This is a genomic window from Streptomyces cylindrosporus, assembly GCF_022698165.1.
GTDB lineage: Bacteria > Actinomycetota > Actinomycetes > Streptomycetales > Streptomycetaceae > Streptomyces > Streptomyces cylindrosporus.
Map to the genome: position 1 here is coordinate 673,862 of NZ_JALDAY010000001.1, position 23,884 is coordinate 697,745.

23 protein-coding genes are annotated in these 23,884 nt (G+C 70.7%); 14 read left to right on the forward strand and 9 right to left on the reverse strand.

What is annotated here, in order from left to right:
- Window positions 1-42: 42 nt before the first annotated feature.
- The 4 genes from MQP27_RS02960 (at window position 43) to MQP27_RS02975 (ending at window position 4,624) form a co-directional block, all read left to right on the forward strand.
- A complete protein-coding gene (locus MQP27_RS02960) occupies window positions 43-1,500 on the forward strand; it encodes an aldehyde dehydrogenase (protein WP_242760600.1) in 1,458 nt (485 codons plus the stop codon).
- A 5-nt stretch (window positions 1,501-1,505) separates the two neighbouring features.
- Window positions 1,506-1,739 (forward strand): ferredoxin, encoded by a 234-nt coding sequence (locus MQP27_RS02965; protein ID WP_242760601.1) that lies wholly within the window; start codon window positions 1,506-1,508, stop codon window positions 1,737-1,739.
- A gap of 345 nt (window positions 1,740-2,084) precedes the next feature.
- Window positions 2,085-3,233, forward strand: a complete 1,149-nt coding sequence (locus MQP27_RS02970) for a cytochrome P450 (protein WP_242760602.1) — start codon at window positions 2,085-2,087, stop codon at window positions 3,231-3,233.
- 173 nt (window positions 3,234-3,406) lie between these two features.
- Window positions 3,407-4,624 carry an MFS transporter gene (locus MQP27_RS02975; RefSeq protein WP_242760603.1) on the forward strand — a complete coding sequence of 406 codons (1,218 nt, stop codon included), beginning with the start codon at window positions 3,407-3,409 and terminating at the stop codon, window positions 4,622-4,624.
- Here the strand turns inward: MQP27_RS02975 and MQP27_RS02980 are convergent.
- Window positions 4,621-5,265, reverse strand: a complete 645-nt coding sequence (locus MQP27_RS02980) for a TetR family transcriptional regulator (protein WP_242760604.1) — start codon at window positions 5,263-5,265, stop codon at window positions 4,621-4,623. The genes MQP27_RS02975 and MQP27_RS02980 overlap by 4 nt on opposite strands.
- A gap of 216 nt (window positions 5,266-5,481) precedes the next feature.
- On the opposite strand from MQP27_RS02980, the gene MQP27_RS02985 reads away from it, so the two are divergent.
- From MQP27_RS02985 to MQP27_RS02995, 3 genes are read left to right on the forward strand one after another with little or no spacing between them, the layout of a single operon-like run.
- A complete protein-coding gene (locus MQP27_RS02985) occupies window positions 5,482-6,867 on the forward strand; it encodes a glycosyltransferase family 4 protein (protein WP_242760605.1) in 1,386 nt (461 codons plus the stop codon).
- A complete protein-coding gene (locus tag MQP27_RS02990) occupies window positions 6,861-7,610 on the forward strand; it encodes a class I SAM-dependent methyltransferase (protein ID WP_242760606.1) in 750 nt (249 codons plus the stop codon). Before MQP27_RS02985 ends, MQP27_RS02990 begins: the two co-directional genes overlap by 7 nt.
- Window positions 7,607-8,674: a prenyltransferase/squalene oxidase repeat-containing protein gene (locus tag MQP27_RS02995; RefSeq protein WP_242760607.1), complete on the forward strand. Its 1,068-nt coding sequence runs from the start codon at window positions 7,607-7,609 to the stop codon at window positions 8,672-8,674. The genes MQP27_RS02990 and MQP27_RS02995 overlap by 4 nt, the downstream gene beginning before the upstream one ends.
- Before the next feature lie 22 nt (window positions 8,675-8,696).
- On the opposite strand, the gene MQP27_RS03000 is transcribed toward MQP27_RS02995, so the two are convergent.
- Entirely contained in the window at window positions 8,697-8,984 is a 288-nt protein-coding gene (locus MQP27_RS03000) for a hypothetical protein (protein WP_242760608.1), read from the reverse strand.
- A gap of 138 nt (window positions 8,985-9,122) precedes the next feature.
- Here MQP27_RS03000 and MQP27_RS03005 point away from each other — a divergent pair, with 138 nt between their 5' ends.
- The gene (locus MQP27_RS03005) at window positions 9,123-9,695 is read left to right on the forward strand and encodes a hypothetical protein (protein WP_242760609.1); all 573 of its coding nucleotides are present in this window, start codon (window positions 9,123-9,125) and stop codon (window positions 9,693-9,695) included.
- Here MQP27_RS03005 and MQP27_RS03010 read toward each other — a convergent pair.
- From MQP27_RS03010 to MQP27_RS03020, 3 genes are all read right to left on the reverse strand, one after another.
- Entirely contained in the window at window positions 9,692-10,702 is a 1,011-nt protein-coding gene (locus tag MQP27_RS03010; RefSeq protein WP_242760610.1) for an LLM class F420-dependent oxidoreductase, read from the reverse strand. The genes MQP27_RS03005 and MQP27_RS03010 overlap by 4 nt on opposite strands.
- Window positions 10,703-10,837: 135 nt before the next feature.
- Window positions 10,838-11,608 carry a DUF5336 domain-containing protein gene (locus tag MQP27_RS03015; RefSeq protein WP_242760611.1) on the reverse strand — a complete coding sequence of 257 codons (771 nt, stop codon included), beginning with the start codon at window positions 11,606-11,608 and terminating at the stop codon, window positions 10,838-10,840.
- An 82-nt stretch (window positions 11,609-11,690) separates the two neighbouring features.
- Window positions 11,691-12,656, reverse strand: a complete 966-nt coding sequence (locus tag MQP27_RS03020; protein ID WP_242760612.1) for an N-acetylmuramoyl-L-alanine amidase — start codon at window positions 12,654-12,656, stop codon at window positions 11,691-11,693.
- 99 nt (window positions 12,657-12,755) lie between these two features.
- On the opposite strand from MQP27_RS03020, the gene MQP27_RS03025 reads away from it, so the two are divergent.
- Entirely contained in the window at window positions 12,756-13,367 is a 612-nt protein-coding gene (locus MQP27_RS03025) for a hypothetical protein (protein WP_242760613.1), read from the forward strand.
- Here the strand turns inward: MQP27_RS03025 and MQP27_RS03030 are convergent.
- Together MQP27_RS03030 and MQP27_RS03035 are read right to left on the reverse strand one after the other, a co-directional pair.
- The gene (locus tag MQP27_RS03030) at window positions 13,360-14,010 is read right to left on the reverse strand and encodes a class I SAM-dependent methyltransferase (protein ID WP_242760614.1); all 651 of its coding nucleotides are present in this window, start codon (window positions 14,008-14,010) and stop codon (window positions 13,360-13,362) included. The genes MQP27_RS03025 and MQP27_RS03030 overlap by 8 nt on opposite strands.
- A 163-nt stretch (window positions 14,011-14,173) precedes the next feature.
- On the reverse strand, window positions 14,174-15,907 hold the full coding sequence (locus MQP27_RS03035; RefSeq protein ID WP_242760615.1) for an MFS transporter: 1,734 nt from the start codon (window positions 15,905-15,907) through the stop codon (window positions 14,174-14,176).
- A 164-nt stretch (window positions 15,908-16,071) separates the two neighbouring features.
- On the opposite strand from MQP27_RS03035, the gene MQP27_RS03040 reads away from it, so the two are divergent.
- From MQP27_RS03040 to MQP27_RS03055, 4 genes are all read left to right on the forward strand, one after another.
- Window positions 16,072-17,259: a lipid-transfer protein gene (locus tag MQP27_RS03040; RefSeq protein ID WP_242760616.1), complete on the forward strand. Its 1,188-nt coding sequence runs from the start codon at window positions 16,072-16,074 to the stop codon at window positions 17,257-17,259.
- Window positions 17,260-17,323: 64 nt separating this feature from the next.
- Complete coding sequence (locus MQP27_RS03045; protein WP_372511126.1) at window positions 17,324-18,787, forward strand: MFS transporter; 1,464 nt, start codon at window positions 17,324-17,326, stop codon at window positions 18,785-18,787.
- Window positions 18,788-18,838: 51 nt separating this feature from the next.
- Window positions 18,839-19,378, forward strand: a complete 540-nt coding sequence (locus MQP27_RS03050) for a SigE family RNA polymerase sigma factor (RefSeq protein WP_242760618.1) — start codon at window positions 18,839-18,841, stop codon at window positions 19,376-19,378.
- 29 nt (window positions 19,379-19,407) lie between these two features.
- Window positions 19,408-20,208 (forward strand): hypothetical protein, encoded by an 801-nt coding sequence (locus MQP27_RS03055; RefSeq protein ID WP_242760619.1) that lies wholly within the window; start codon window positions 19,408-19,410, stop codon window positions 20,206-20,208.
- A gap of 4 nt (window positions 20,209-20,212) precedes the next feature.
- Here MQP27_RS03055 and MQP27_RS03060 read toward each other — a convergent pair whose 3' ends face one another.
- The gene (locus MQP27_RS03060; protein WP_242761374.1) at window positions 20,213-20,845 is read right to left on the reverse strand and encodes a response regulator transcription factor; all 633 of its coding nucleotides are present in this window, start codon (window positions 20,843-20,845) and stop codon (window positions 20,213-20,215) included.
- Window positions 20,846-21,117: 272 nt separating this feature from the next.
- On the opposite strand from MQP27_RS03060, the gene MQP27_RS03065 reads away from it, so the two are divergent.
- Window positions 21,118-22,638 (forward strand): alpha-L-arabinofuranosidase B, encoded by a 1,521-nt coding sequence (locus tag MQP27_RS03065; RefSeq protein WP_242761376.1) that lies wholly within the window; start codon window positions 21,118-21,120, stop codon window positions 22,636-22,638.
- On the opposite strand, the gene MQP27_RS03070 is transcribed toward MQP27_RS03065, so the two are convergent.
- A complete protein-coding gene (locus MQP27_RS03070; protein ID WP_242760620.1) occupies window positions 22,616-23,884 on the reverse strand; it encodes a sensor histidine kinase in 1,269 nt (422 codons plus the stop codon). The genes MQP27_RS03065 and MQP27_RS03070 overlap by 23 nt on opposite strands.

Genomic DNA, 23,884 nt, shown 5'->3' on the forward strand with positions numbered 1-23,884 from the left:
GTATCAGTTCCTGAAACACCGTCAGAAACGAGGGCAGTGGTGATGGCCGAGCTCGTGGAACACGGACAGCTGTTCATCGGCGGGGAGTTGACCGATCCCCTGGGCGAGGACGTCATCGAGGTGATCTCGCCGCATACCGAGGAGGTCATCGGGCGGGTGCCGCACGCCTCGCGGGAGGACGTCGACCGGGCCGTCTCGGTCGCCCGGCGGGCCTTCGACGAGGGGCCCTGGCCGCGGATGCCCCTCGACGAGCGGATCGAGGTCGTCACCCGGATCAAGGACGCGATCGCGGTGCGGCACGAGGAGATCGCGCGCGTGATCTCGTCCGAGAACGGGTCGCCGTACTCCTGGAGCGTGCTCGCGCAGGCGCTCGGCGCGATGATGGTGTGGGACGCGGCGATCACCGTCGCGCGGAACTTCACGTACGAGGAGCGGCGCGACGGCGTGCTCGGGAAGATCCTGGTGCGGCGGGAGCCGGTCGGGATCGTCGCGGCCGTGGTGCCCTGGAACGTCCCGCAGTTCGTCGCCGCCGCCAAGCTCGCGCCCGCGCTGCTCACCGGCTGCACCGTGATCCTCAAGCCGTCGCCGGAGTCGCCGCTGGACGCCTACATCCTGGCCGACATCACCCGCGAGGCCGGGCTGCCCGAGGGCGTGCTGTCGATCCTGCCCGCCGACCGCGAGGTGAGTGAGTACCTCGTCGGGCACCCGGGCGTCGACAAGGTCTCCTTCACCGGGTCGGTGGCCGCCGGCAAGCGCGTGATGGAGGTGGCGTCGCGCAATCTCACCCGCGTGACGCTGGAGTTGGGCGGCAAGTCGGCGGCGGTGGTGCTGCCGGACGCGGACCTGGCGGCCACCGTCGCCGGGGTCGTGCCCGCCGCCTGGATGAACAACGGGCAGGCGTGCGTGGCCCAGACCCGCATCCTCGTCCCGCGCGCCCGCTACGACGAGTTCGCGGACGCCTTCGCGCAGGCCGCGAGCGCGCTGGTGGTCGGCGACCCGCTGGACCCCGCGACCCAGGTCGGCCCGCTGGTCGCCAAACGCCAGCAGCAGCGCAACCTCGACTACATCCGCATCGGCCAGGAGGAGGGCGCCAAGATCCTCACCGGCGGCGGCCGGCCGCCCGGCCTGGACCACGGCTGGTACGTCGAGCCGACCCTCTTCGGCGATGTCGACAACTCCATGCGCATCGCCCGCGAGGAGATCTTCGGCCCGGTCATCTGCCTTCTGCCGTACGGCGACGAGTCCGAGGCGCTGAAGATCGCGAACGACTCGGACTACGGGCTCAGCGGCAGCGTGTGGACGGCCGACGTGGCACACGGCATCGAGGTCGCGGGGCAGGTCCGTACCGGCACCTACTCGGTCAACACCTTCAGCCTCGACATGCTCGGCCCCTTCGGCGGCTACAAGAACTCCGGACTGGGGCGGGAGTTCGGGCCCGAGGGCTACGGCGAGTACCTCGAACACAAGATGATCCACCTGCCCGCCGGCTGGGAGGGCTGAGCGGCATGGGGGACCGCTGGCACGTCGAGGTCGACCGCTCCGTCTGCATCGGCTCGGCCCAGTGCACGCACCGGGCCGAGGGCGCGTTCCGCCTCGACTCCGCCATGCAGTCGCACCCGGTGGAGCCGGAGACGGACGCCAACGAACGCATCCTGGACGCCGCCGAGAACTGCCCGGTAGAGGCGATCGTGATCACCCTGCTGGGCAGCGGGGAGCCGGTGTTCCCGCCCGAGGAGTAGCCGCATCGCGCGGGCGGCCCGGCAGGAAGAGGAGCGACTGCGCGCCGCCGACCTCTACGAGCAGCTGCTCGCCCACTTCCCCGCCGAGAAGGCGAGACACCCTCCTCCGCCTTGCGGCTTGGGGGTACCTCCCACGCCCTTGAGGCAGTGGGTGCTGTGCGCGGGCCGCAGCCGGTGGGCTGACCTGACGCAGTGCCGGAACCGACATCGCGCAGTGGGCCGACCCCCCGCGGTCGGCCCTTCTCCCGTCTCCCCCCGTCGCTAGCGTCACCTCAACCCCGCGTACCGAGCCGGAGGGACAGGGCGATGCAGCCCCACAGCGATGTGAGCGTGTCTCAGGGAACCATGACCGAACCGCCGGACGTCATGCGGCTGCTCGAACCCGACGTACTCCTCGATCCGCACCCCCTCTACCGGCAGTGGCACGCGCAGGCCCCCGTCCTGTGGGATCCCGGCATCGAGGCGTGGCTGGTCACCGGGTACGAGGAGGCGCTCACCGCGCTGCGGGACGCCGAGACCTTCTGCCAGGACTGGCGGCGGATCGGCGTCGACACCCCGCCCTCGCTGCTCAGCCTCCAGACCCTCGACCCGCCCGAGCACACCCGCGTCCGGCACCTGCTCCTGGAGGGCTTCAAGGCCGTGGACCTGGGGGAGTTGGAGCGGACCGTGCGGGCCCGCCTCGACGAACTCCTCGCCACAGCAGGCGAGTTCGAGATCTTCGACTTCGTCTCGCGCGTCGCCGAGCCGCTCACCCTGCGCACCGTGACCCGGCTGCTCGGCCTGCCCGAGCCCGAACAGGGCTGGTTCGTACCGCTGTCCAACACCATCGTCGACGGCATGGACGCGAGCCTGCGCCCCGAGTGCTATGAGCCCGGCGTCGCCGCCCGCTCCGAACTCACCGCCCTGGTCCGCGACTTGCTCGACAGCGACCTTCCCGAGGGGCTCACCTCCCGCGCCGTGGAGCGGGCGCCCGCCGCGGACGTCGACCGCGAGGTGCTCCTCAACTCACTCCGGGTCGTGCTCCAGGCCGGCTTCCAGACCGCCAGCCGCTTCCTGGTCACCGGCCTGCTCACCCTGCTGCGGATCCCGCCGGAGCAACGGCCCGTCGTCGCCACGGACAAGGCGGTCAACGAGCTGGTCCGGTACGCCGGTCCGGTGCACGTGGAGAGCCGCGCCTGCGTACGCGACACCGTGCTCGGCGAGCAGAAGGTCCGCAAGGGCGAGATCGTGTCGATGTTCCTCGGCGCGGCCAACCGCGACCCCGCCGTCTTCGCGGCCCCCGACACCCTGCGCTGGGACCGCACGCCCAACCGCCATCTCGCCTTCGGCCGGGGCCCGCACGCCTGCCTCGGCGCCCAGGTCGCCGTCCTGGTGGCCCGTACCGTCTTCGGCGTCCTCGGCACCCGCCACCCGCGGGCCCGCCTGGCCGCCGAACCCGTGCCCCGGCCCAACGTGACCGAGCACGGAATGCACCGCCTGGAGATCGCGCTCTGAGAGGAGGTGAGCCGCCATGCGTCACGTCCACTGAAATCGCGGCCACGAGCACCACGCGAACGAGCAGTATGTGAACCGAGCACCATGACGAAACAGCGCAGCACGCTCCACCGGGCCCGCCCCGCACCCGTACCAGGGCGGGCCCGGCGGGAGCCTGCCGCAGGGGAGGGGCATTGGCTCGTACGGCCGCCTCGGCGCCGCCCGCCGGCCTGGGCTCGGTGCTGCGCGTACCGGGCATGCGGCCGGTGTTCGCCGCGCACGCGGTGTCCATGGCGGGCACCCTCGCGGCCGAAGTCGCCCTGTCCGTACTGATCTTCGAGCGCACCCGGTCCGCGCTGCTGTCCGCGCTGGTCCTGGTCTGCTCCTTCCTGCCGTACGCCGCCGGCGGCACCGCCCTGTCCGCGCTCGCCGACCGCTTCCCGCCCCGGCCGGTGCTGGTCTGCTGCGACCTGCTCAGCGCCGGTTGCGTCGCGGCCATGCTCATCCCGGGCCTCCCCGTCGCCGCCCTGCTGGGGCTGCTGCTGGTCACCGGCTTCATCGCCCCGCTCTTCCAGGGCGCGCGGGCCGTGAGCCTGGCCCAGCTGCTGGACGCGGAGACCTTCCCGCTCGGGCGCTCGCTGCTGCGGACGATCAGCCAGAGCGCGGTGGTGGCGGGGTTCGCGCTCGGCAGCGTGGCCGTGGCGGCGGTGGGGCCGCGGTGGCTGCTGCTCGCCGACGCGGTCAGCTTCGTCGCGTCGGCCGCGCTGATCGGCCTGTGGACCCCGGCGACACCGGCGGCCGCACCGGACGGCGGGCGCTCGCTGCGGGCCGTCGTACGGGACTCGACGGACGGGCTGCGGCACATCGCCTCGCGTCCGCCGCTGCGCAGGCTCATCCTGCTCACCTGGGCGGTCCCCGGCTTCGCGGCGGTCGGCGACGGACTCGCCGTCGCCTACACGGCCCAGACCGGCGCGGCCACCACCGCGGCCGGTGCCCTCTTCACCGGGTACGCCGTCGGCACGGTGGCCGGTGAACTCGCCGTCGCCCGCCTGTCACCGGCGCGGCGCCGCCGTCTGGTCGCCCCGCTGCTGCTGGTCTCCCAACTCCCGCTGACCGCCTTCTGCTTGACGCCGACCGTCCCGGTCGCGGCGGTCCTGCTCGCGCTCTGCGGCCTCGGCATGGCCTGCAACCAGGGCCTCGACCCGCTCATCCTCGCCGCCACCGAACCCGCGTACCGGGGCCGCCTGTTCACCGTCCAGACCAGTGGCCTGATGACGGTCCAGGGCATCGGCATCGCGCTGTCCGGGACGCTGGGCGTGTGGCTGCGACCGGGGCTCGTCATCGCGGCGACGGGCGTGATCGGGACGTTCACGGTCCTCACTCTCGGTCAACGAGCCCTGCGCAAAAGCTAGTTGCCCCCGGGCTCGGTGTCCTGCGGTGCCGTGAGGTCGATGAGCCGGCACACCGTCTCGATGTCGATCTTCACCTGGGCGATGGAGGCGCGCCCCGAGAGCCAGGTGATCAGGGCCGAGTGCCAGGTGTGCTCGATGACGCGGACCGCGGAGAGCTGCTCGGGGGTCGGGTCCTCCTGCCCCATCGCGTCCAGGATGATCACCGTGGTCTGCCGGGAGACCTGGTCGACCTCCGGCGAGACACTGCGGTCGGCGAAGGTGAGCGCCCGTACCATCGCGTCGGCCAGGTGCGGCTCGCGCTGGAGCGCCCGGAAGGCCCGCATCAGGGTCTCGGCGACCCGCTCGGCGGCCGTCTCGCCGCCCGGCGGCTTCTTCCGCAGCGTGCCGTGCATGTGCTCCAGCTGGTCCTGCATGGTGGCGACCAGCAGATGCACCTTGGACGGGAAGTAGCGGTACAGCGTGCCCAGCGCCACCTGGGAGGACTCGGCGACCTCCCGCATCTGCACCGCGTCGAAGCCGCCCCGGCTGGCCAGCTGGGCGCTCGCGTGCAGGATGCGTCGACGACGTGCCTCCTGCCGCTCCGTGAGGGGCGGGGAGGACGTCGTCCGCGCGGTGGCGGCTGGCTTGGCTTCCACAGGCATGGATCCCGTTCCGTGTTCCGTGACGGTCGGTGAAGGCCGGTGATCGGACCGGTCACGGCAGGGGTCCGCCGTGGCGCGAATCACCTGATCCACTGCTCACAGTGCCCCTACCTGCCGGTAGATTCAGAGCCTCCTGGACGATCAAGTCTGAAACTTGTTCTAGATTAGCGTCCCGGCGTAATCTCGCGGGACAGTGCACGCAGAAGGGGGCCCAGAGTGACCGCTGAGGCCAGTCAGGCCGGGCCCCAGGAGGCCTCGGCCGCCGACGGCGAGCGACCGCTCCACATCGCGCTCCTCACCTATAAAGGGAACCCGTTCTGCGGCGGCCAGGGTGTCTACGTCCGCCACCTCTCCCGCGAGCTGGCCCGCCTCGGCCACCGCGTCGAGGTGATCGGCAGCCAGCCGTATCCCGTCCTCGACGAGGGCGCGGAGTACGCGGCCCGGCTGAGCCTGACCGAGCTGCCGAGCCTCGACCTCTACCGCTCGCCGGACCCCTTCCGCACCCCGAAGCGCGACGAGTACCGCGACTGGATCGACGCGCTGGAAGTCGCGACGATGTGGACCGGCGGCTTCCCGGAGCCACTCACCTTCTCGCTCCGCGCCCGCCGCCATCTCCGCGCCCGGCGCGGCGAGTTCGACGTCGTGCACGACAACCAGACGCTCGGATACGGGCTGTTGGGCGACGTCGGCGCCCCGCTCGTCACCACCGTCCACCACCCCATCACCGTGGACCGGCAGTTGGAGCTGGACGCGGCCGAGAACTGGCGGCAGCGGTGGGGCAAGCGCCGCTGGTACGCCTTCACGCGCATGCAGAAGCGCGTCGCGCGCCGGCTGCCGTCCGTGCTCACGGTCTCCGGCAACTCCCGCGCCGAGATCATCGACCACCTGGGCGTGCGCGAGGACCGTATCCACGTCGTCCACATCGGCGCCGACACCGACCTCTTCTCCCCGGACCCGTCGGTCCCGGTCGTCCCCGGCCGGATCGTGACGACGTCCAGCGCGGACGTCCCCCTCAAGGGCCTGGTCTTCCTCGTCGAGGCGCTGGCGAAGGTACGTACGGAACACCCGGACGCCCACCTGGTCGTCGTCGGCAAACGGCCCACCGAGGGACCCGTCGCGCAGGCCATGGAGCGGTACGGCCTCGAAGGCGCCGTCGAGTTCGTCAAGGGCATCTCGGACGCCGAACTGGTCGACCTGGTCCGCTCGGCGGAGGTCGCGTGCGTCCCGTCGCTCTACGAGGGCTTCTCGCTCCCGGCGGCGGAGGCGATGGCGACGGGCACACCGTTGCTGGCGACGACCGGCGGGGCGATCCCGGAGGTGGCCGGCCCGGACGGCGAGACGTGCCTCGCGGTACCGCCGGGAGATTCGGGGGCGTTGGCCGCCGGCTTGAGCCGACTGCTGGGTGACCGTGAACTGAGAGCCCGACTCGGCCGGGCGGGCCGTGAGCGGGTACTGGCGAGGTTCACCTGGGCGCGAGCAGCGGAGGGCACGGTGGCCCAGTACCGCGAGGCGATCGCCGGCTCCGCGCGTAAGCTCCCCGGCCGCTCCGCGGCCTCAGAAAACAACGCAGGTGTCTACACCGAAAGCAGGGCCACGTGCTGACCGTCGACTTCTCCCGGTTCCCGCTCGCCCCGGGCGACCGCGTCCTGGACCTCGGCTGCGGAGCCGGCCGGCACGCGTTCGAGTGCTACCGGCGCGGCGCCCAGGTCGTGGCGCTCGACCAGAACGGCGAGGAGATCCGCGAGGTCGCGAAGTGGTTCGCGGCGATGAAGGAGGCCGGGGAGGCACCCGAAGGCGCCACCGCCACCGCCATGGAGGGCGACGCCCTCGCCCTCCCCTTCCCGGACGAGTCCTTCGACGTCGTGATCATCTCCGAGGTGATGGAGCACATCCCGGACGACAAGGGCGTACTGGCGGAAATGGTCCGAGTGCTGAAGCCCGGCGGCCGCATCGCCATCACCGTCCCGCGCTACGGCCCCGAGAAGGTCTGCTGGGCGCTGTCCGACGCCTACCACGAGGTCGAGGGCGGCCATATCCGCATCTACAAGGCGGACGAGCTGCTCGCCAAGATCCGCGAGGCGGGCCTCAAGCCGTACGGCACGCACCACGCGCACGCGCTGCACTCGCCGTACTGGTGGCTGAAGTGCGCGTTCGGCGTCGACAACGACAAGGCGCTGCCCGTCAAGGCGTACCACAAGCTGCTGGTCTGGGACATCATGAAGAAACCCCTGGCCACCCGGGTCGCCGAGCAGGCGCTGAACCCGCTGATCGGCAAGAGCTTCGTGGCGTACGCGACCAAGCCGCACCTGCCGAAGCTCGCCGAGGCGGGGGCGGACGCGCGGTGACCACTCCCCGGACAGAACACCTCGTCCTGCCCGGGGTCCTCACCGCAGGGCAGGCCGCCGCGACCGTCGCCGGCATCCTCGCCGTGCAGCGGGAGGACGGGGCGCTCCCGTGGTTCCGGGGACACCACCTCGACCCGTGGGACCACACCGAGGCCGCGATGGCGCTGGACGCGGCGGGCGAGCACGAGGCGGCCGAGCGGGCCTACGAGTGGCTCGCGCGGCACCAGAACGAGGACGGGTCCTGGTACGCGGCATACCAGGACGGGGAGTTCGCCAACGTCACCGACCACGGGCGGGAGACGAACTTCGTCGCCTACATAGCCGTGGGGGTGTGGCACCACTACCTCTCCACCGGCGACGACGCCTTCCTGGACCGCATGTGGCCGGCCGTCTACGCGGCCGTCGAGTACGTGCTGCGGCTCCAGCAGCCCGGCGGGCAGATCGGCTGGAAGGGCGAGGACGACGGAAGCCTCACCACCGACGCGCTCCTCACCGGCTCCTCCTCGATCCACCACGCGCTGCGCTGCGCGCTCGCCATCGCCGAGCAGCGCGAAGAGCCGCAGCCGGACTGGGAGTTGGCCGTGGGGGCCCTCCGCCACGCGATCCGGCGCCACCCCGAGCGGTTCCTCGACAAGGACCGCTACTCGATGGACTGGTACTACCCGGTGCTGGGCGGCGCGTTGACGGGCGCGGAGGCCAAGTCCCGTATAGAGGAGGGCTGGGAGCGCTTCGTCGTCCCCGGCCTCGGCGTGCGCTGCGTCGTCCCGAACCCCTGGGTCACCGGCGGCGAGTCCGCCGAACTCGCCCTCACCCTCTGGGCGATGGGCGAGTCCGACCGCGCGCTGGAGATCCTCCAGTCGATCCAGCACCTGCGCGACGCCGAGTCCGGCCTGTACTGGACGGGTTACGTCTTCGAGGACGAGACGATCTGGCCCCAGGAACTCACCACCTGGACAGCCGGCTCCCTCCTCCTCGCGGTCGCGGCCCTCGGCGGCCACGACGCGACCTGCACGGTGTTCGGCGGCGAGACGCTACCGCGCGGACTGGACCCGGACTGCTGCTGACGCTCGCGGCGTACCGGTCCGCTCAGTGACGCTGCATGCGGCCCGCGATCGCGTGGCCGACGAAGAGGTAGACCACCGCCGCGAGGCCGTAGCCGGCGACCACGCGGGCCCAGGCCTTGTCGAAGGTGAACAGGTCACGCGACCAGCCCGCCAGCCAGTTGGCCACGTCATGGACGAACTGCACCAGTTCATTGGCGCGGTTGGCGTCCAGCAGGTACATCACAATCCACAGGCCCAGGATGAGGGCCATGATGTCGGCGACGATCGCCACGACCGCGCCGGCCCGATTGCCACTGCTATATCGAGACATGCTTTCCGGATTGCCGCAGCTTCCGGAATGAAACCCTTGTGTGAAACCCGAACGGGTTCGCCCGAGTGGCGGACAGCGCCGGCCCGGGGCAGGCTGCCGGAGGAACACCGACTCGGGGAGAACACCCCGGAGGACCCCGTGCCCGTACCGATACGGCGCCTCTTCGTGGCGCTCACCCTCTGCTGCGCCCTGCTCGCGACCGCCACAGCCTGCGGAAACAGCGGAACCGACGCCGCCCAGGACACCGCAGCGGTCGTGGCCGCCGCCGACACCCCCAGCCCCACCAGCTCGGCCGAACGCCAGAAGTTCGCCAAGACCCGCTTCGTGGCGAACGCCGGGCTCGCGGCCGGGGCGACGTACCAGTGGATCGTGAAGCCCTGGAAGGCCGGCAAGTTCAAGAAGGGCACCAAGGGGCGCAAGTTCGCCCTGGTGAAGGCGGGGCTCGCGGGCGCGTTCGCGTACAACCGGCTCAAGGCGGCCATCCGCAACGCCCAGGGCGACCCGACCCTCTCCAAGGCGCTGGCACCCCTGAGCTCCGGCATCGACGCCCTCAAGGACCTCCCGTCGAAACTCCGCAAGGGCGACTCGGCCGACGACGCGGCCGGCTCCTTCGACGACATCATCAACAAGGTCAAGGACGCCGGAAAGAGCGCGGGCGCCGAGGTGACGAACCAGGTCCCGTCGGCCGGCCAACTGGCGGGCGGCAGCTAGGAGTTCAGCTCCGCCAGCACCCGCAGCGACTCCCGGTCGGGGGCCAGTGCCAGCAGGTCCGTCACCGGCCCCTTCCGCCACAACTCCAGCCGCTCCGCGATCCGTTCGCGCGGGCCGACCAGCGAGATCTCGTCCGCGAAGGCATCCGGCACGGCCAGCACGGCCTCCTCCCTCCGCCCCTCCAGGAACAGCCGCTGAATGTGCCGCGCCTCCTCCTCGTAGCCCATCCGCGCCATCAGGTCGGCATGGAAGTTGCGGGACGCGTGCCCCATGCCGCCGATGTAGAAGCCGAGCATGGTCTTGACCGGCAGCAGCCCCTCGGCGACGTCGGCACAGACCTGGACGCGGGCGAGCGGGGCGACGAGGAAGCCCGGCGGAAGCGCCTCGACTGCCGCTCCGTACGCGTCCGGACGGCTCGGCGACCAGTACAGCGGCAGCCACCCGTCGGCGATCCGCGTCGTCTGCTCGACGTTCCTCGGCCCCTCCGCACCGAGCAGGATCGGCAGGTCGAAACGGAGGGGATGCGTGATCGGCTTGAGCGCCTTGCCGAGCCCGGTCCCGTCCTCGCCACGGTAGGGGTGCGAGTGGAAGCGTCCGTCCAGCGCGACCGGCCCTTCCCTCCGCAGCACCTGCCGTACGACGTCCACGTACTCCCGTGTCGCGGTCAGCGGCGACTTCGGGAACGGCCGCCCGTACCACCCCTCCACCACCTGCGGTCCCGACAGCCCCAGCCCCAGCATCACGCGCCCGCCGGAGAGGTGGTCGAGGGTGAGGGCGTGCATCGCGGTGGTGGTCGGCGACCGGGCCGCCATCTGCGCAACCGCCGTACCCAGCCTGATCCTTGAGGTCTGCGCCGCGATCCAGGTGAGGGGAGTGAAGACGTCCGACCCCCAGGACTCGGCCGTCCAGACGGAGTCGTACCCGAGCCGCTCGGCCTCCTGCGCGAGCGGTACGTGGTCGGCGGAGGGGCCGCGGCCCCAGTAGCCGAGGGCGAGACCGAGTCGCATGGCGCCTCCACCAGGTGTCTGCCGTTGTGTGCCGTATCTGACGGTCCGTCAAATCCGGTGCTACGAGCTGCGACTGTACGACAACGGCCCCCCGCCCGAAAGGGCGAGAGGCCGTGGTGCTGCTACTTCTGGAGCTCAGCCGCGCTGGATGCCGGACGTGTCCTGGAGGACACCGCGGCGGCCGTCCTGCGTCTGGGCGACCAGGCCCGGACCGCGCTGCTCGACGGCCAGATACCAGGTGCCGGGCGCCAGTTCGGCGATCGGCGTCGGCGAACCGTCCTCCGCGAACAGCGGCCGCGGCACCGGCACGGCGAACCAGAACGGCGAGAAGTCCCCGGCCGGCTGCGGCGCCTGGGCCTGCGGCGCGGCACCGTAGGGCTGCCCCGGCTGCGGCTGACCGCCGTACGGCTGCTGCTGCGCACCCGGGTAGCCGTAACCACCCGGCTGCGGCTGGCCGCCGTACGGCTGCGGGGCCTGCGGCTTGGGCGCCGGGATGAGCGCGGCCTGCAGCGCGGGGACCAGCGGGGTGGCGATGGCGGCACCGGCCAGGACGAGGGCGGCGATGAAGCCGAGGATGAGACCGGCGGCCGGGCTGGTGCCCTTGCCGCTGTCCACCAGGTACCAGAACAGGCTCCATGCCACGAGGACCGTGAACGCCGTGCCCACGACTCCGAGATCGAGGCCGGCGACCTTGCGCGGCTGCGGAAGGGCGCGGTTGACGACGATCAGGGCGGCACCGATGACGCCTGCCATGTAGAGACCCAGGCCCACGCCGAGGCTGTCCCACGCGTTCACGTCGATGTCGTACCCGGAGACGGTGTACGAGTTGAGGAACGACGCGATGAACAGCAGTACCGCTGCCCCGATCAGCACGCCGTCGCCTCGGTTGAGGGAGCGGATGTTCACTTCAGGTCCTTCGTAGTCGTCTCGTCGTCGGTAGACCCTATCGTCCACCCGACCTGGGTGTCCGCAGGGATCCGCCCGCCGATCACGAAGCGCGCAGGAAACTCACGATTCCTTCAGAGATCCCCTGGGCCGCCTTCTGTCGCCAGGCCCCGCTGGTGAGCAGTGCCGCGTCCTTGCTATCGCGCATGTTGCCGCACTCGATGAACACCTTGGGAACCGTTGACAGATTGAGACCGCCGAGGTCCTTACGTGTGACGAGACCGGTGCCGTCGCCGATGTAGTTGGACGCGGGCTCGCCCGTCACCCGGACGAAGTTGCCCGCGATACGCACGCCGAGGTCGGCGGAAGGGGCGACGATGGCGCGGGTGTCGGCGGCGCCCGCGTGCACGGACCCGGGAAGGATCACGTGGAACCCGCGGTCGCCGGCCGCGGCCCCGTCCGCGTGGATGGAGATCGCGGCGTCGGCGTGGGCGAGATTCCCGATCCGGGCCCGCTGATCGACACAGGGCCCCCAGGCGGGGGAACCGGTGTCACGGGTCAACTTCACCGTGGCGCCCAGCTTCTCCAGCAGCGCCTTCAGCCGGTGCGAGACGTCGAGCGTGAACTGCGCCTCCGTGTAACCCCCGTTGGTCGAGGTCCCGGTCGTGTCGCACTCCTTCCAGTTCGTGCCGATGTTCACCTTGCGGTTGATCTCGGCGGTGTGCTGGAAGTTGCCGGGGTTGTGCCCCGGATCGATTACGACGACCTTGCCCTTGAGGGGCCCGGAGGCGGCGGGGGAGGAGGGTGTCGGAGTCGGCACCTTGCCGTCGTCCGGCGAGGAGGACGTGGGAGCGACGGACGAGACGGGAGTGCCGATGGCGGAGGACGCCGGCGAGGTCCGCACGGTCGCCCGGTCCGAGCCGCCCCCACCCCCCGACCCACCCACGGCCTCGTACACGAGCCACCCCAGCAGGGCCCCCGGCACGAGCGCGGCGACCGCCACGGTCAGGGGGCCGCGACGGGGACGGCGGGGCTGGGGAGGATCGAAGTCAGGGCCTACGTACGACACGTCTGCCACCCTAGCGGCCGTCGATGGCGTCCATAGGGTTCGTGCGGGCCGTTGGGATGAGAGGAGTAGTCGGGCACCCGTCGGCGCAAAACATTAGACATGGCCGGTTCACTGCTCCTCTCTCTGATGGGAATGGTCGGAACCCTGATCGGCAGCAGCCTTACGGCTTTCATCACCAGCCGGTCGGAACGCGCGAAACAGCGAGCCCTGGAGCAACAGGAAGAACGCCAGTCCCGCAGACAGGAAAGACTGCAGGAACTGGATCTTCGCCTGGAGCAGCATCGATGGCGAAGAGAACACAGGAAGCTGATCTATCAGGAATTCGCCGAGAAATCGCAGCTGGCCCGGATCGCGGCTCTCGACCATCACAGGTCCTGTCTGCCGGGCACCCCCGAAGCAGGAAATGCGGAAGAGATCCGGCTGCGCGGCAGGACAACGTACCGAGACGCTCTGATGACTTCCTACGCGGTCGAGTTGCAGGGGCCCGAGGAGGTGGCTGCTCAGGCGAACGCCTGCCTCACGAGCCTCCGCGACCTGCTGAACTGCGCGGAGGACCACGAGGCGAGATCCAGGTCGAGAGCGCTGAACCAGGAGGACCTGGCGCTGATGGACGAGGAGATATCGGCCCGCTTCGACGACGCGCAGAGATGCCTTCAGCTCTTCATCCGCGCCGGCCGCGTCGCTCTGGATCGCCCCACGCCGCCTATTTGATCTCCGCTCCCGTTCGCCGCAGGACGCGCAGCGAGTCGGTCACCGAGATCTCCGTGAAGGCGCCGGACTCCAGGGCCCGGAGGTAGACGCGGTACGGCGCCTGCCCCGTGAACTCGTCCTTCGGATCCGGGAACACGTCATGAATGAGCAGCAGTCCGCCTTCGGCCACATGGGGTGCCCACCCCTCGTAGTCGGCGTTCGCGTGCTCGTCCGTGTGCCCGCCGTCGATGAAGACGAGCCCGAGGGGCGCATTCCAGAAGGCCGCGACCTGGGGGGACCGCCCGACGAGCGCGACCACGTGCTCCTCCAGTCCGGCCTGGTACAGGGTCCGCCGAAAGGTCGGCAACGTGTCCATCACCCCGAGCTCGGGGTCGACGGTCTCCGGATCGTGGTACTCCCACCCCGGCTGCTGCTCCTCACTCCCACGGTGATGATCGAGCGTGAGCGCGGTGACCCCGGTCTGCCGGGCCGCGTCCGCGAGCAGGACGGCGGACCGCCCGCAGTACGTCCCGACTTCGAGAAGCGGCAACCCGAGCGCACCTGCCTCGACGGCGGCGTCGTACAGCGCAAGCCCCTCATGCAGGGGCATGAACCCCTTCGCCTTCTCGAAGGCGGCGAGGACGGCGGGCGAGGGCGCTGCCATGGGGTTCCTTCCGGTCGTACGAAGCTGATCGACGCCCATGCTGTCGTACCCCCCCACGGATCTTCTCAGCAGGGGGTACGAGCAACCCCGTCAGGGGCGCGGGGAACTGCGCGACCAGCCACAACGAAGCATCAGCCGCCACTCAACAGAACCCCCCTGCCCCTTAGGCGTTGACAGTCTCCCCAGGCAGCGAAAGATCCAGATCCACAGCCAACTCCTCCCCCGAATGCGTAGCAGCGGAGGCAAGCGGCCCATGGCCGAACGCCCTCGCCGCCAGCACATACGCCCCCTGCGCAGGCACGGCGAGCTCATAACTCCCGTCGTCCTCGGACACCGTCGCCCCCGCCTGCCGCCCCCGCCGGTCGATGAGCGTCACCTTGGCCCGTGCCACCGGCGCACCCCCGGCATCCAGCACACGCCCACGGAACCCCCGCAGCACGGCCTCGGCGTTGTCGATACCGGCCTCCTCCTCGCTGCTCGCCCGCAGCTGAGGCGCCCGATTCGCCTTCGGCAGGAACAGCGCCATCACCAGCCCGATCGCCACCGCACCCGTCGCGATGAGGAACGACACCCGGAACCCGTGCATGGTCGGTATCGCGACCCCACCGACGTTGTTCGCGGTGTTGGCGAGCACCATCCCGATCACGGCGCTGGACACCGACGTACCGATGGACCGCATCAACGTGTTGAGCCCGTTCGCCGCCCCCGTCTCCGACGCCGGCACCGCCCCCACGATCAGCGCGGGCAGCGACGAGTACGCGAGCCCGATGCCCGCGCCCAGCACCACCGCGATGACCAGGCTCTGCCAGGCCGCGCTCATCAGCCCCAGCCCGGCGCCGTACCCGATCGCGATGATCAGCATGCCGAGGATCAGCGTGACCTTCGGCCCGTACTTCGCCGACAGGCGCGCGTACACCGGTGCCGTGACCATCATGGTCAGCCCCAGCGGAGCGACCAGCAGACCCGCGGTGACCATCGACTGGCCGAGGCCGTACCCGGTGGCCTTCGGCAGCTGCAGCAGCTGGGGAAGGACGAGCGAGACGACGTAGAACGAGACACCGACCATGATCGACGCCAGGTTGGTGAAGAGGACGGCGGGCCGGGCCGTGGTCCGCAGGTCCACCAGCGGCGCCTGGGAGCGCAGCTCGAACAGGCCCCACAGGACCAGTACGACGGCCGACGCGGCGAACATGCCGAGCGTGCCGCCCGAGGTCCAGCCCCAGTCGCTGCCCTTGGTGATCGGCAGCAGGAACAGCACCAGGCCGGCGGACAGTCCGAGCGCGCCCAGGACGTCGAAGGAACCCTTCGCCCGCATCGGGGACTCCGGTACGACGAGCAGCGTCAGGACGATCGAGAGCGCGCCGAGGCCCGCCGCGCCGTAGAAGAGGGCGTGCCAGTCGGCGTGCTGGGCGACCAGCGCCGCGAGCGGCAGCGCGAGTCCGCCGCCGACGCCGATCGAGGAGCTCATCAGGGCCATCGCGGAGCCGAGCTTCTCGCGGGGCAGCATGTCGCGCATCAGGCCGATGCCGAGCGGGATGGCGCCCATCGCGAAGCCCTGGAGCGTACGGCCGACGATCATCGTGAGCAGCTGGCTGGTGAGGGCGCTGATCAGCGCGCCCGCCACCATGACGGCGAGGCTGAGGATCAGCATCTTCCGCTTGCCGTAGAGGTCGCCGAGGCGGCCCATGATCGGGGTGGCCACGGCGCCCGAGAGGAGCGTCGAGGTCAGGACCCAGGTGGCGTTGCTGGGTGCGGTGTCCAGCAGTTGCGGCAGGTCCTTGATCACCGGGACGAGCAGGGTCTGCATCACCGCGACAACGATGCCCGCGAAGGCGAGCACCGGGACCACGATCCCGCTCGCTCTCCGGGCGGGCAGGTCGTTCGTCGTGTGGGTCATTGCGAGAGGCCTCCGAGAAGAAATAAGTGTCGGGTAAACCTCGTATGCACAGGCAACTATTCCGTTGCTTCGGGCTTCTAATCAATCCTTGACCCACTCATGGGGATCTGATCATCCGTCAGTGCTCTGGTGAGTTGGTGGAACGTGTTCTACTCTCACGCGCCATGAAGGCCTACATCGCCGGGGTCGGCATGACCCGCTTCGAGAAGCCCGAGACCCGTGACTGGCAGTACTGGGACATGGCGCGGGAGGCGGGGAGCGCGGCGCTCGCGGACGCGGGGGTCGCGTACACCGATGTGGAACAGGTTCCCGTCGGCTACTGCTTCCAGCCCTCCACCGCCGGCCAGCGCGCCGCCTATGAGCTGGGTCTCACCGGTGTCCCGGTCTACAACGTCAACAACAACTGCGCGACCGGCTCGACCGCCCTGATGCTGGCCCGGCAGCTCGTCGAGGGTGGCTCCGCCGACTGCGTACTGGCCCTGGGCTTCGAGAAGATGAAGAAGGGCGCGCTCGGCGGAGGGGCCGACGGGGGCGACTTCTCGGCCTCTCCCGTCGCCCGGCACTACGGGATCATGGCCGCACGGCACGGCTTCGAGATGACACCGCCCACCGCGCAGATCTTCGGCGACGCGGCCCGCGAGCACATGGAGAAGTACGGCACGACCGAGGCGCAGCTCGCAGCCGTGGCCGCCAAGAACCATCGGCACTCGGCGCACAACCCGAAGGCGCAGTTCCAGGACGTGTACGAGGTCGACGACATCCTCGCCGCGCGCACCGTCCACCGGCCGTTGACCAAGCTGCAATGCTCGCCGACCTCGGACGGCGCGGCGGCCGCGGTGGTGGTGTCGCGGCGGTTCGCCGAGCGGCACGGGCTCAGCGGACTCGTCGAGATCGTCGCCCAGGCCATGACGACCGACACCGAGGAGTCCTTCGCGTCCGGTTCGTGCATCGACGTCGTGGGGCAGCCGATGTCGCGGGAGGCGGCCCGCCAGGTCTACGAGCGGTCCGGACTCGGCATCGACGACGTGGACGTCGTAGAACTGCACGACTGCTTCTCGGTCAACGAGCTGCTGACGTACGAGGCCCTCGGGATGTGCGGGGAGGGGGAGTCCGGGAAGCTGGTGGAGTCCGGGGCGACGACGTACGGCGGACGCTGGGTGGTGAACCCGTCCGGCGGGCTGATCTCCAAGGGGCATCCGCTGGGGGCGACGGGCATCGCCCAAGTGGCCGAACTGGTGTGGCAGTTGAGGGGTACGGCGGGGGAGCGGCAGGTGCCGGGGGCGCGGATCGGGCTCGCGCACAACATCGGGCTCGGCGGGGCCGCGGTGGTGACGCTGGTACGGGCCGCCTAGGACCTGCGCTGTAGGACCGCGTCCGGCGAAATCCCGATGCAAGGACCGTCAGCGGGTTGAGAGCATGACATCCATGCTGGAAGCCGCTGACGTCACCCGGACCCCTCGTCTCACCGCGCCCCCCACCTGGCTGGTGGTGGCGCTCGCCTGCGCCGGGCAGTTCCTGGTCGTGCTGGACGTGTCGGTCGTCAACGTGGCGTTGCCGTCGATGCGGACCGACCTGGGGCTGAGCGCGCAGGGCCTGCAGTGGGTGGTGAACGCGTACGCGATCGCCTTCGCCGGGTTCATGCTGCTCGGCGGGCGGGCCGGGGACCTCTACGGGCGCAAGCGGATGTTCCTGGTCGGGCTCGCCCTGTTCACGCTGGCCTCGCTGGGCGGCGGACTCGCGCAGGAGGGCGGTCAACTGCTGGTCGCGCGGGCCGTGCAGGGGCTCGGGGCGGCCGTGCTCGCGCCCTCGACGCTGACGATCCTCACCTCGGCCGTCCCGGAGGGGGCCGCGCGGGCGCGGGCGATAGCGACCTGGACCGCGGTGGGCGCGGGCGGCGGCGCGGCCGGCGGGCTGGTCGGCGGGGCGCTGGTGGACGGGCTGTCCTGGCGGTGGGTGCTGCTGATCAACGTGCCCGTGGGGGCCGTCGTGCTGGTCGGCTCGACGCGGTGGCTGGCGGAGAGCCGCAACGGCGACGGGCGGCGGCTGGACCTGCCGGGCGCGGTGCTGGTGACGGCCGGGCTCGGGACCCTCGCGTACGGCATCTCGCAGACCGAGGCGGAGGGGTGGACGGCGGCCGCGACCCTGGTGCCGCTGCTCGCCGGGCTCGCGCTGATCGCCGTGTTCCTGCTGGTCGAGGCGTGTACGGCGGCCCCGCTGATGCCGCTCGGGCTGTTCCGGTCGCGGGCGGTGTCCTCGGCGAACGTGGCGATGTTCCTGTGCGGTTCCGCGATGTTCTGCATGTGGTACTTCATGACGCTGTACGCCCAGAACGTGCTCGGCTACACCCCGCTGGAGGCCGGTCTCGCGCTGGTCCCCAGCTCGCTCGCGGTGCTGCTCGGCTCCAAGGCGGCCCCGCGCTTCATACCTCGGTTCGGCGCGCGCAGGCTGGCCGCGCTCGGCACGGTCGTCGCGGCGGCCGGTTTCGGCTGGCAGTCGCTGATGACGCCGGCCGGGAACTACCTGACCGAGATCATGTTCCCCGGGATCCTGATGATGCTGGGCGCCGGTCTCACCGCGACGCCGCTCGCCGCGCTCGCCACGTCGGGGGCGGCGCCGGGGGAGGCCGGGCTGGTGTCGGGGCTGGTCAACACCTCGCGCACGATGGGCGGTTCGCTGGGGCTCGCGGTGATGTCGACGATCGCGGCGGCGCGCACCGGGGACAGCGCGACGCCGGGGGCGCTGACCGAGGGGTACGCGCTGGTGTTCCGGACGGGGACAGGGGTGCTGGTCGCGGGGGCGGTGCTGATGCTGGTGTGGCTGCCGGGGCGCAAGCCCGCGGACCTGGGGGAGACGGCCGCGGGGAGAATTTCCGCGAAGTGAGGCAACGGTCCGGGCGGTCCATGGACTCCTTCTTGTATCTAGGAGGTGCCCATGGGGGATCGCAGGGAGGCTCGGGACGCGGAGTTCCAGAGCTTTTTCATCGGCCGCTGGCCGCGGCTGATGCGCACGGCATTTCTCCTCACGGGGGAGCAGCACGCCGCGGAGGACCTGGTCCAGTCGACGTTCGAGCAGGTGTACGTGGCCTGGCGCAAGGTCGCCGCCGCGGACGACCCGGAGGCGTACGTACGGCGCGTGATGATCAACGCGCATGCGCGCAGGCACCGCAGAAGGCTGCGGGAGTTCCTGGCGCCGAAGGACGACTCGGGCCTGGTCCGCGAGGTCGCCGACACCGGTGACCGCATCGCCCAGGCCGACGACCGGGGTGTCCTGCTGAAGGCACTGGCCGGACTGCCGCCCCGGCAGCGGGAGGCGGTGGTCCTGCGCTACTGGGAGGACCTCACGGAGACCCAGGCGGCCGAGGCGATGGGCTGCTCGGTCGGCGCGGTGAAGAGCAACGCGGCCAAGGGCATCGCGAAACTCCGCGCCATACCGGGACTGGCGGAGACGGCGACGCAGGGCGGGCGGAAGTGATGAGCGCGGACCGGGAGAGGAACCACGACATGACCCAGACGGACATCGCCCTCCTCCTCGCGGACGCCGCGGACGAGGTCGAGATCGGCATAGCCCCCGTGGAGGCGGTACTGCGCGGCGGACGTCGGCGCAGGACGCGCCGCTGGGCGGTGACCGCGGTGACGGCCATGGTGATCGCCGGGTCGACGGGTTCGCTGGCGGCGGCGGGGCTGCTGCACGGGGGCGGGGACGGAGGCGGGCGGGGCGCAGTGGTGGCGACGCACGGGACGACGCCGGAGCAGAGGCACGTGTACGAACCTCAGGTCACGTCCCTGGCCAAGGGGATGTACAAGAACAAGCCGTGGTCCCTCGTCGTGCAGTTCTGGGGAGCGCCGAAGGACAAAGCCGAGGCGACACGGCAACTCGACGCCATGACGAGGTACGGAGTGGAGCCCGCGGAGGTCCACAAGGCGGCGGATCTGATCGGCAAGACCTCGTTCTTCGTGATCCGGTCGTACAACGGGGAGCGCGGGACCCAGATCATGTTCAACACGGCCAAGGAGCTGGAGCCGTTCGCGGGCACGGACATGGAGGCGATTGCGACCCGCTACTCACCCGAGTCCGAGTCCGGGCGGCTGGTGGTCGGCATGGTCGCCAAGACGGCCCGGGAGGTCACCTGCACCTGGAAGAACGGCACGTCGACGGTGACCCAATGGATCCCGGCGGGCTACGACATCTATCCCCAGCTCGCGGGGGTCCTCCGCCCGGCGGCGGGCTCGACGACGGCGAACTGGTTCGTGTGCCGGGCCCCGGAGGGCACGTCCTATGCGAGCGCGGAGGTGACGAAATAGGGAGTCACAGCCACCCCTGCCGGCGAGCCTCCCGTACCGCCTCCATCCGGTTGCGGGTGGCGGTCTTGCCGATGGCCGAGGAGAGGTAGTTGCGGACGGTGGACTCGGACAGGTGCAGCTTCCCGGCGATGTCCGCGACCGTCGCACCGTCCACGGACGCCTTGAGCACATCGCACTCGCGGGCCGTGAGCGGGTTCGGCCCGGCGCTGAGCGCGGCGGCGGCCAGCGCGGGGTCGATCACGGTCTCACCGGTGAGCACGCGGCGGATCGAGGCGGCCAGTTCCTCCACGGGCCCGTCCTTGACGAGGAAGCCCGCGGCCCCCGCCTCCATGGCCCGGCGCAGATAGCCGGGCCGGCCGAAGGTGGTCAGGATCAGCACCCGGCAGTCCGGGACCTGGTCGCGCAGCTCGGCCGCCGCCTCCAGGCCGCTCATGCCCGGCAGTTCGATGTCCAGCAGGGCAACGTCGGGCCGGTGGGTCAGCGCGGCGTCCACGATCTTGTCGCCGGCCGCGACCTGCGCGACCACCTCCAGATCCGCCTCCATGCCGAGCAGCAGGGCGAGCGCGCCCCGCATCATTCCCTGGTCCTCGGCGAGCAGGACCCTCACGCACTTCGCCGGGCGATGGTCCCGGGGCATCTCGTCCACGGGCCAAGGGTAGAGGGCGCCCGCCGGGAGGCGGTGCAATTCAAAGACTCGACATATTTCGGTTCCGCGAGTCTTGACGGCCTTCGGTCGCGGCTCAACAATCTCCTCTGCATTGGGAGTTCACCTTTGCAATTACTGTCCGCTGCCCCTCTCCAATTGTTCGGTATTTCGATCCGGGAAATAGGTTCGGTATTTCGGTCGAACAATGTCCGGGATATCGGACAGGGAAGAGGTCCACCGTGTTCTCAAGGCTCAGAACCGCGATGCTGGCGGCGCTCTCCGCGCTCGTCACGATCCTCGCGCTCGCCGCCGCGGTCCCGCAGGCCCAGGCCGCGAGCTCGCTGCCCTGTGACGTCTACGCCGCCGCGGGCACCCCCTGCGTCGCCGCGCACAGCCTCGTCAGGGCGCTCTACTCCTCGTACAACGGCTCGCTCTACCAGGTGCAGCGCGCCTCCGACAGCGCCACCGCGAACATCGGGCTGCTGGCCGCCGGCGGCTATGCCAACGCGGCCGCCCAGGACTCCTTCTGTTCGGGCACGACCTGCATCATCACCAAGATCTACGACCAGTCCTCCCGCCACAACGACCTCACCGTCGAGGGCGCGGGCGGCGCCGGCGCGGCCGATGTCGGGGCGCCCGCGGACGCGCTGCCGGTGACCGTCGGCGGGCACCAGGTCTACGGCCTGGAGATCTCGGCCGGCATGGGCTACCGGGACAACTCGACGTCCGGGGTGGCCACCAACGGCGGGGCCGAGGGGATGTACATGGTCACCTCCGGGACCCATGTCAACGGCCGCTGCTGCTTCGACTACGGCAACGCCGAGACCAACAACACCGACACCGGCAACGGCCACATGGACGCGATCAACTTCGGCACCGAGTGCTGGTTCTCGCCCTGCTACGGCGGCGGCCCCTGGGTGCAGGCCGACCTGGAGAACGGCCTGTTCCAGTCGAATCTCGGCTACAGCACGAACTCGTCCAACACCGGCACGGGCGCGATGCCGTTCGTGACCGCGTTGCTCAAGAACAACGGCCAGGACCATTTCGCTCTGAAATACGGCAACGCGCAATCCGGCAGCCTCACCACGACATATTCCGGCGGTGAACCGACCGTCAACGGTGGCGGATACTCGCCCATGCACCAGGAGGGCTCGATCGTCCTCGGCACCGGCGGCGACAACAGCAACGGCTCCATCGGCTCCTTCTTCGAGGGCGTCATGACCTCGGGCATCCCGACCGACGCCGCCGACGACGCCGTACAGGCCAACATCGTCTCCGTCGGATACGGCGGCTCGACCGGCAGCACCGGTTCACTGACCCCCGGTTCGGAGATCTCGCTGCGCGCCACCACCGCGTGCTGCACCAGCGACTACATCCGTCACCAGAACAACGCGGCGGTCGTCTCCGCGATCACCTCCAGCAGCTCAACGCTCGACAAGAGCGACGCCACCTGGATCGTCCGCCGGGGCCTGGCGAGCAGCTCCTGCGTCTCCTTCGAGTCCCGCAACTACCCCGGGGACTTCCTGCGCCACTCCAACTACAAGCTCTACCGCCAACCGATGGACGGGACGGCCCTGTTCAGGTCCGACGCGACCTTCTGCCCGACGACCGGCAAGAGCGGCACGGGCACCTCGTTCGCCTCGTACAACTACCCGACCAGATTCCTGCGCCACTACAACCTCAACCTCTACATAGCCAGTGACGGCGGCTCGAACGACTTCGACAGCGCCACCTCCTGGACGGACGACGTGAGCTGGGTGGTCAGCTCGCCCTGGGTGCCGTAAGCGCCACGGGGTCCAGCACGCCGCCGGGCTCCACGGGGAGTTCGGCGGTGACCGTGAAGCCGCCTCGCGGCGACCGGCCGGCCCGCAGGGAGCCGCCGGCCGCCGCGAGGCGCTCGGTCAGGCCCTTCAGGCCGGTGCCGCCCACATCCGACGGGGACTGCGGGGACGGCTCGCCGGTGCCGTTGTCGGCGACCGTGAGCCGGACCTGCTCGGCGGTGCCGTGCACAGTGATCTCGCAACGCGTCGCGCCCGCGTGCCGTACGACATTGGTGACCGCCTCGCGCACCACCCAGCCGAGCAGCACCTCGGTCTGCGGGGCCAGCGGCACGCCCGAGCGCTTCACCACCGGCTCGACACCGGCCGCGTCCAGCGCCGAGCGGGCCCGGTCGAGTTCGGTGCCGAGGCTGCCCTCGCGGTAGCCGGTCACCGCCTCGCGGATCTCGGTGAGGGCCTGCCGGCCGACGGACTCGATGTCGGTGATCTGGGCGAGCGCCGCGTCCAGGTCGCGCGGGGCGAGGCGCCGGGCGGCCTCCGACTTCACCACGATGACGGACATGGTGTGGCCGAGCAGGTCGTGCAGGTCGCGGGAGAAGCGCAGGCGTTCCTGCTCCACCGCACGGCGGGCGAGTTCCTCGCGGGCGGCGCGCAGTTCCCGTACCGCCTCGGACAGGGACAGGATCGCGGCGGTCACCATCGTCGAGAGGAAGGTGCCGTAGGCGATGGTCGTGGCGTTCGACGCGTCGTGGAAGGCGGAGACCACGCCCGCGAAGGCGGCCAGCAGCAGCCCCGCCCGGCCCAGCCACGGCCCCCGCAGGGTCGCGCCCGTGGCGAGGCCGAGCAGCGGGAAGAACAGCAGCCAGTTGCCGCCGTAACCGGCGGCCAGGCCCGTGGTCAGCAGGAACATCACCAGCAGGGCGACCCGGGTGGAGGTCTCGCGCCGCTTCTGCTTGTCGAAGGAGCGGAACGCCACGTAGATGTAGAGGGAGTTGAAGGCGAGCAGGCCCAGGCCGCCGATCCACGGGTTGGGGGTCTTGCCCTGGAAGAGGTTCGAGAGGGCGCCCAGGCCCATCAGCAGCCAGGGCACGAGCGAGAAGCCGTTGGCCGGCGGGCCGGGGTGCTCGAGTTCCCGGCCGGTCCCGGGGGACGCCTTCTGGGCCTCCTTGTACTCCTTCATCCCCTCCTTCCACAGCGCCCGCGTCGACTGCCAGACCTCCAGCTGGACCAGCAGCCGCTGCCGCCACGTCAT

Excerpts from the sequence above, each read along its gene's own strand:
- MQP27_RS03040 (WP_242760616.1), top strand. The coding sequence starts at position 16,072 with ATGAAGGCCTACATCGCCGGGGTCGGCATGACCCGCTTCGAGAAGCCC.
- MQP27_RS03045 (WP_372511126.1), top strand. The coding sequence starts at position 17,324 with ATGACATCCATGCTGGAAGCCGCTGACGTCACCCGGACCCCTCGTCTC.
- MQP27_RS03050 (WP_242760618.1), top strand. The coding sequence starts at position 18,839 with ATGGGGGATCGCAGGGAGGCTCGGGACGCGGAGTTCCAGAGCTTTTTC.
- MQP27_RS02960 (WP_242760600.1), top strand. The coding sequence starts at position 43 with ATGGCCGAGCTCGTGGAACACGGACAGCTGTTCATCGGCGGGGAGTTG.
- MQP27_RS03035 (WP_242760615.1), bottom strand. The coding sequence starts at position 15,907 with ATGACCCACACGACGAACGACCTGCCCGCCCGGAGAGCGAGCGGGATC.
- MQP27_RS02965 (WP_242760601.1), top strand. The coding sequence starts at position 1,506 with ATGGGGGACCGCTGGCACGTCGAGGTCGACCGCTCCGTCTGCATCGGC.
- MQP27_RS03065 (WP_242761376.1), top strand. The coding sequence starts at position 21,118 with ATGCTGGCGGCGCTCTCCGCGCTCGTCACGATCCTCGCGCTCGCCGCC.
- MQP27_RS03030 (WP_242760614.1), bottom strand. The coding sequence starts at position 14,010 with ATGGCAGCGCCCTCGCCCGCCGTCCTCGCCGCCTTCGAGAAGGCGAAG.
- MQP27_RS03060 (WP_242761374.1), bottom strand. The coding sequence starts at position 20,845 with ATGCCCCGGGACCATCGCCCGGCGAAGTGCGTGAGGGTCCTGCTCGCC.
- MQP27_RS02970 (WP_242760602.1), top strand. The coding sequence starts at position 2,085 with ATGACCGAACCGCCGGACGTCATGCGGCTGCTCGAACCCGACGTACTC.
- MQP27_RS02980 (WP_242760604.1), bottom strand. The coding sequence starts at position 5,265 with ATGCCTGTGGAAGCCAAGCCAGCCGCCACCGCGCGGACGACGTCCTCC.
- MQP27_RS03055 (WP_242760619.1), top strand. The coding sequence starts at position 19,408 with ATGACCCAGACGGACATCGCCCTCCTCCTCGCGGACGCCGCGGACGAG.
- MQP27_RS03000 (WP_242760608.1), bottom strand. The coding sequence starts at position 8,984 with ATGTCTCGATATAGCAGTGGCAATCGGGCCGGCGCGGTCGTGGCGATC.
- MQP27_RS03010 (WP_242760610.1), bottom strand. The coding sequence starts at position 10,702 with ATGCGACTCGGTCTCGCCCTCGGCTACTGGGGCCGCGGCCCCTCCGCC.
- MQP27_RS03025 (WP_242760613.1), top strand. The coding sequence starts at position 12,756 with ATGGCCGGTTCACTGCTCCTCTCTCTGATGGGAATGGTCGGAACCCTG.
- MQP27_RS03070 (WP_242760620.1), bottom strand. The coding sequence starts at position 23,884 with ATGACGTGGCGGCAGCGGCTGCTGGTCCAGCTGGAGGTCTGGCAGTCG.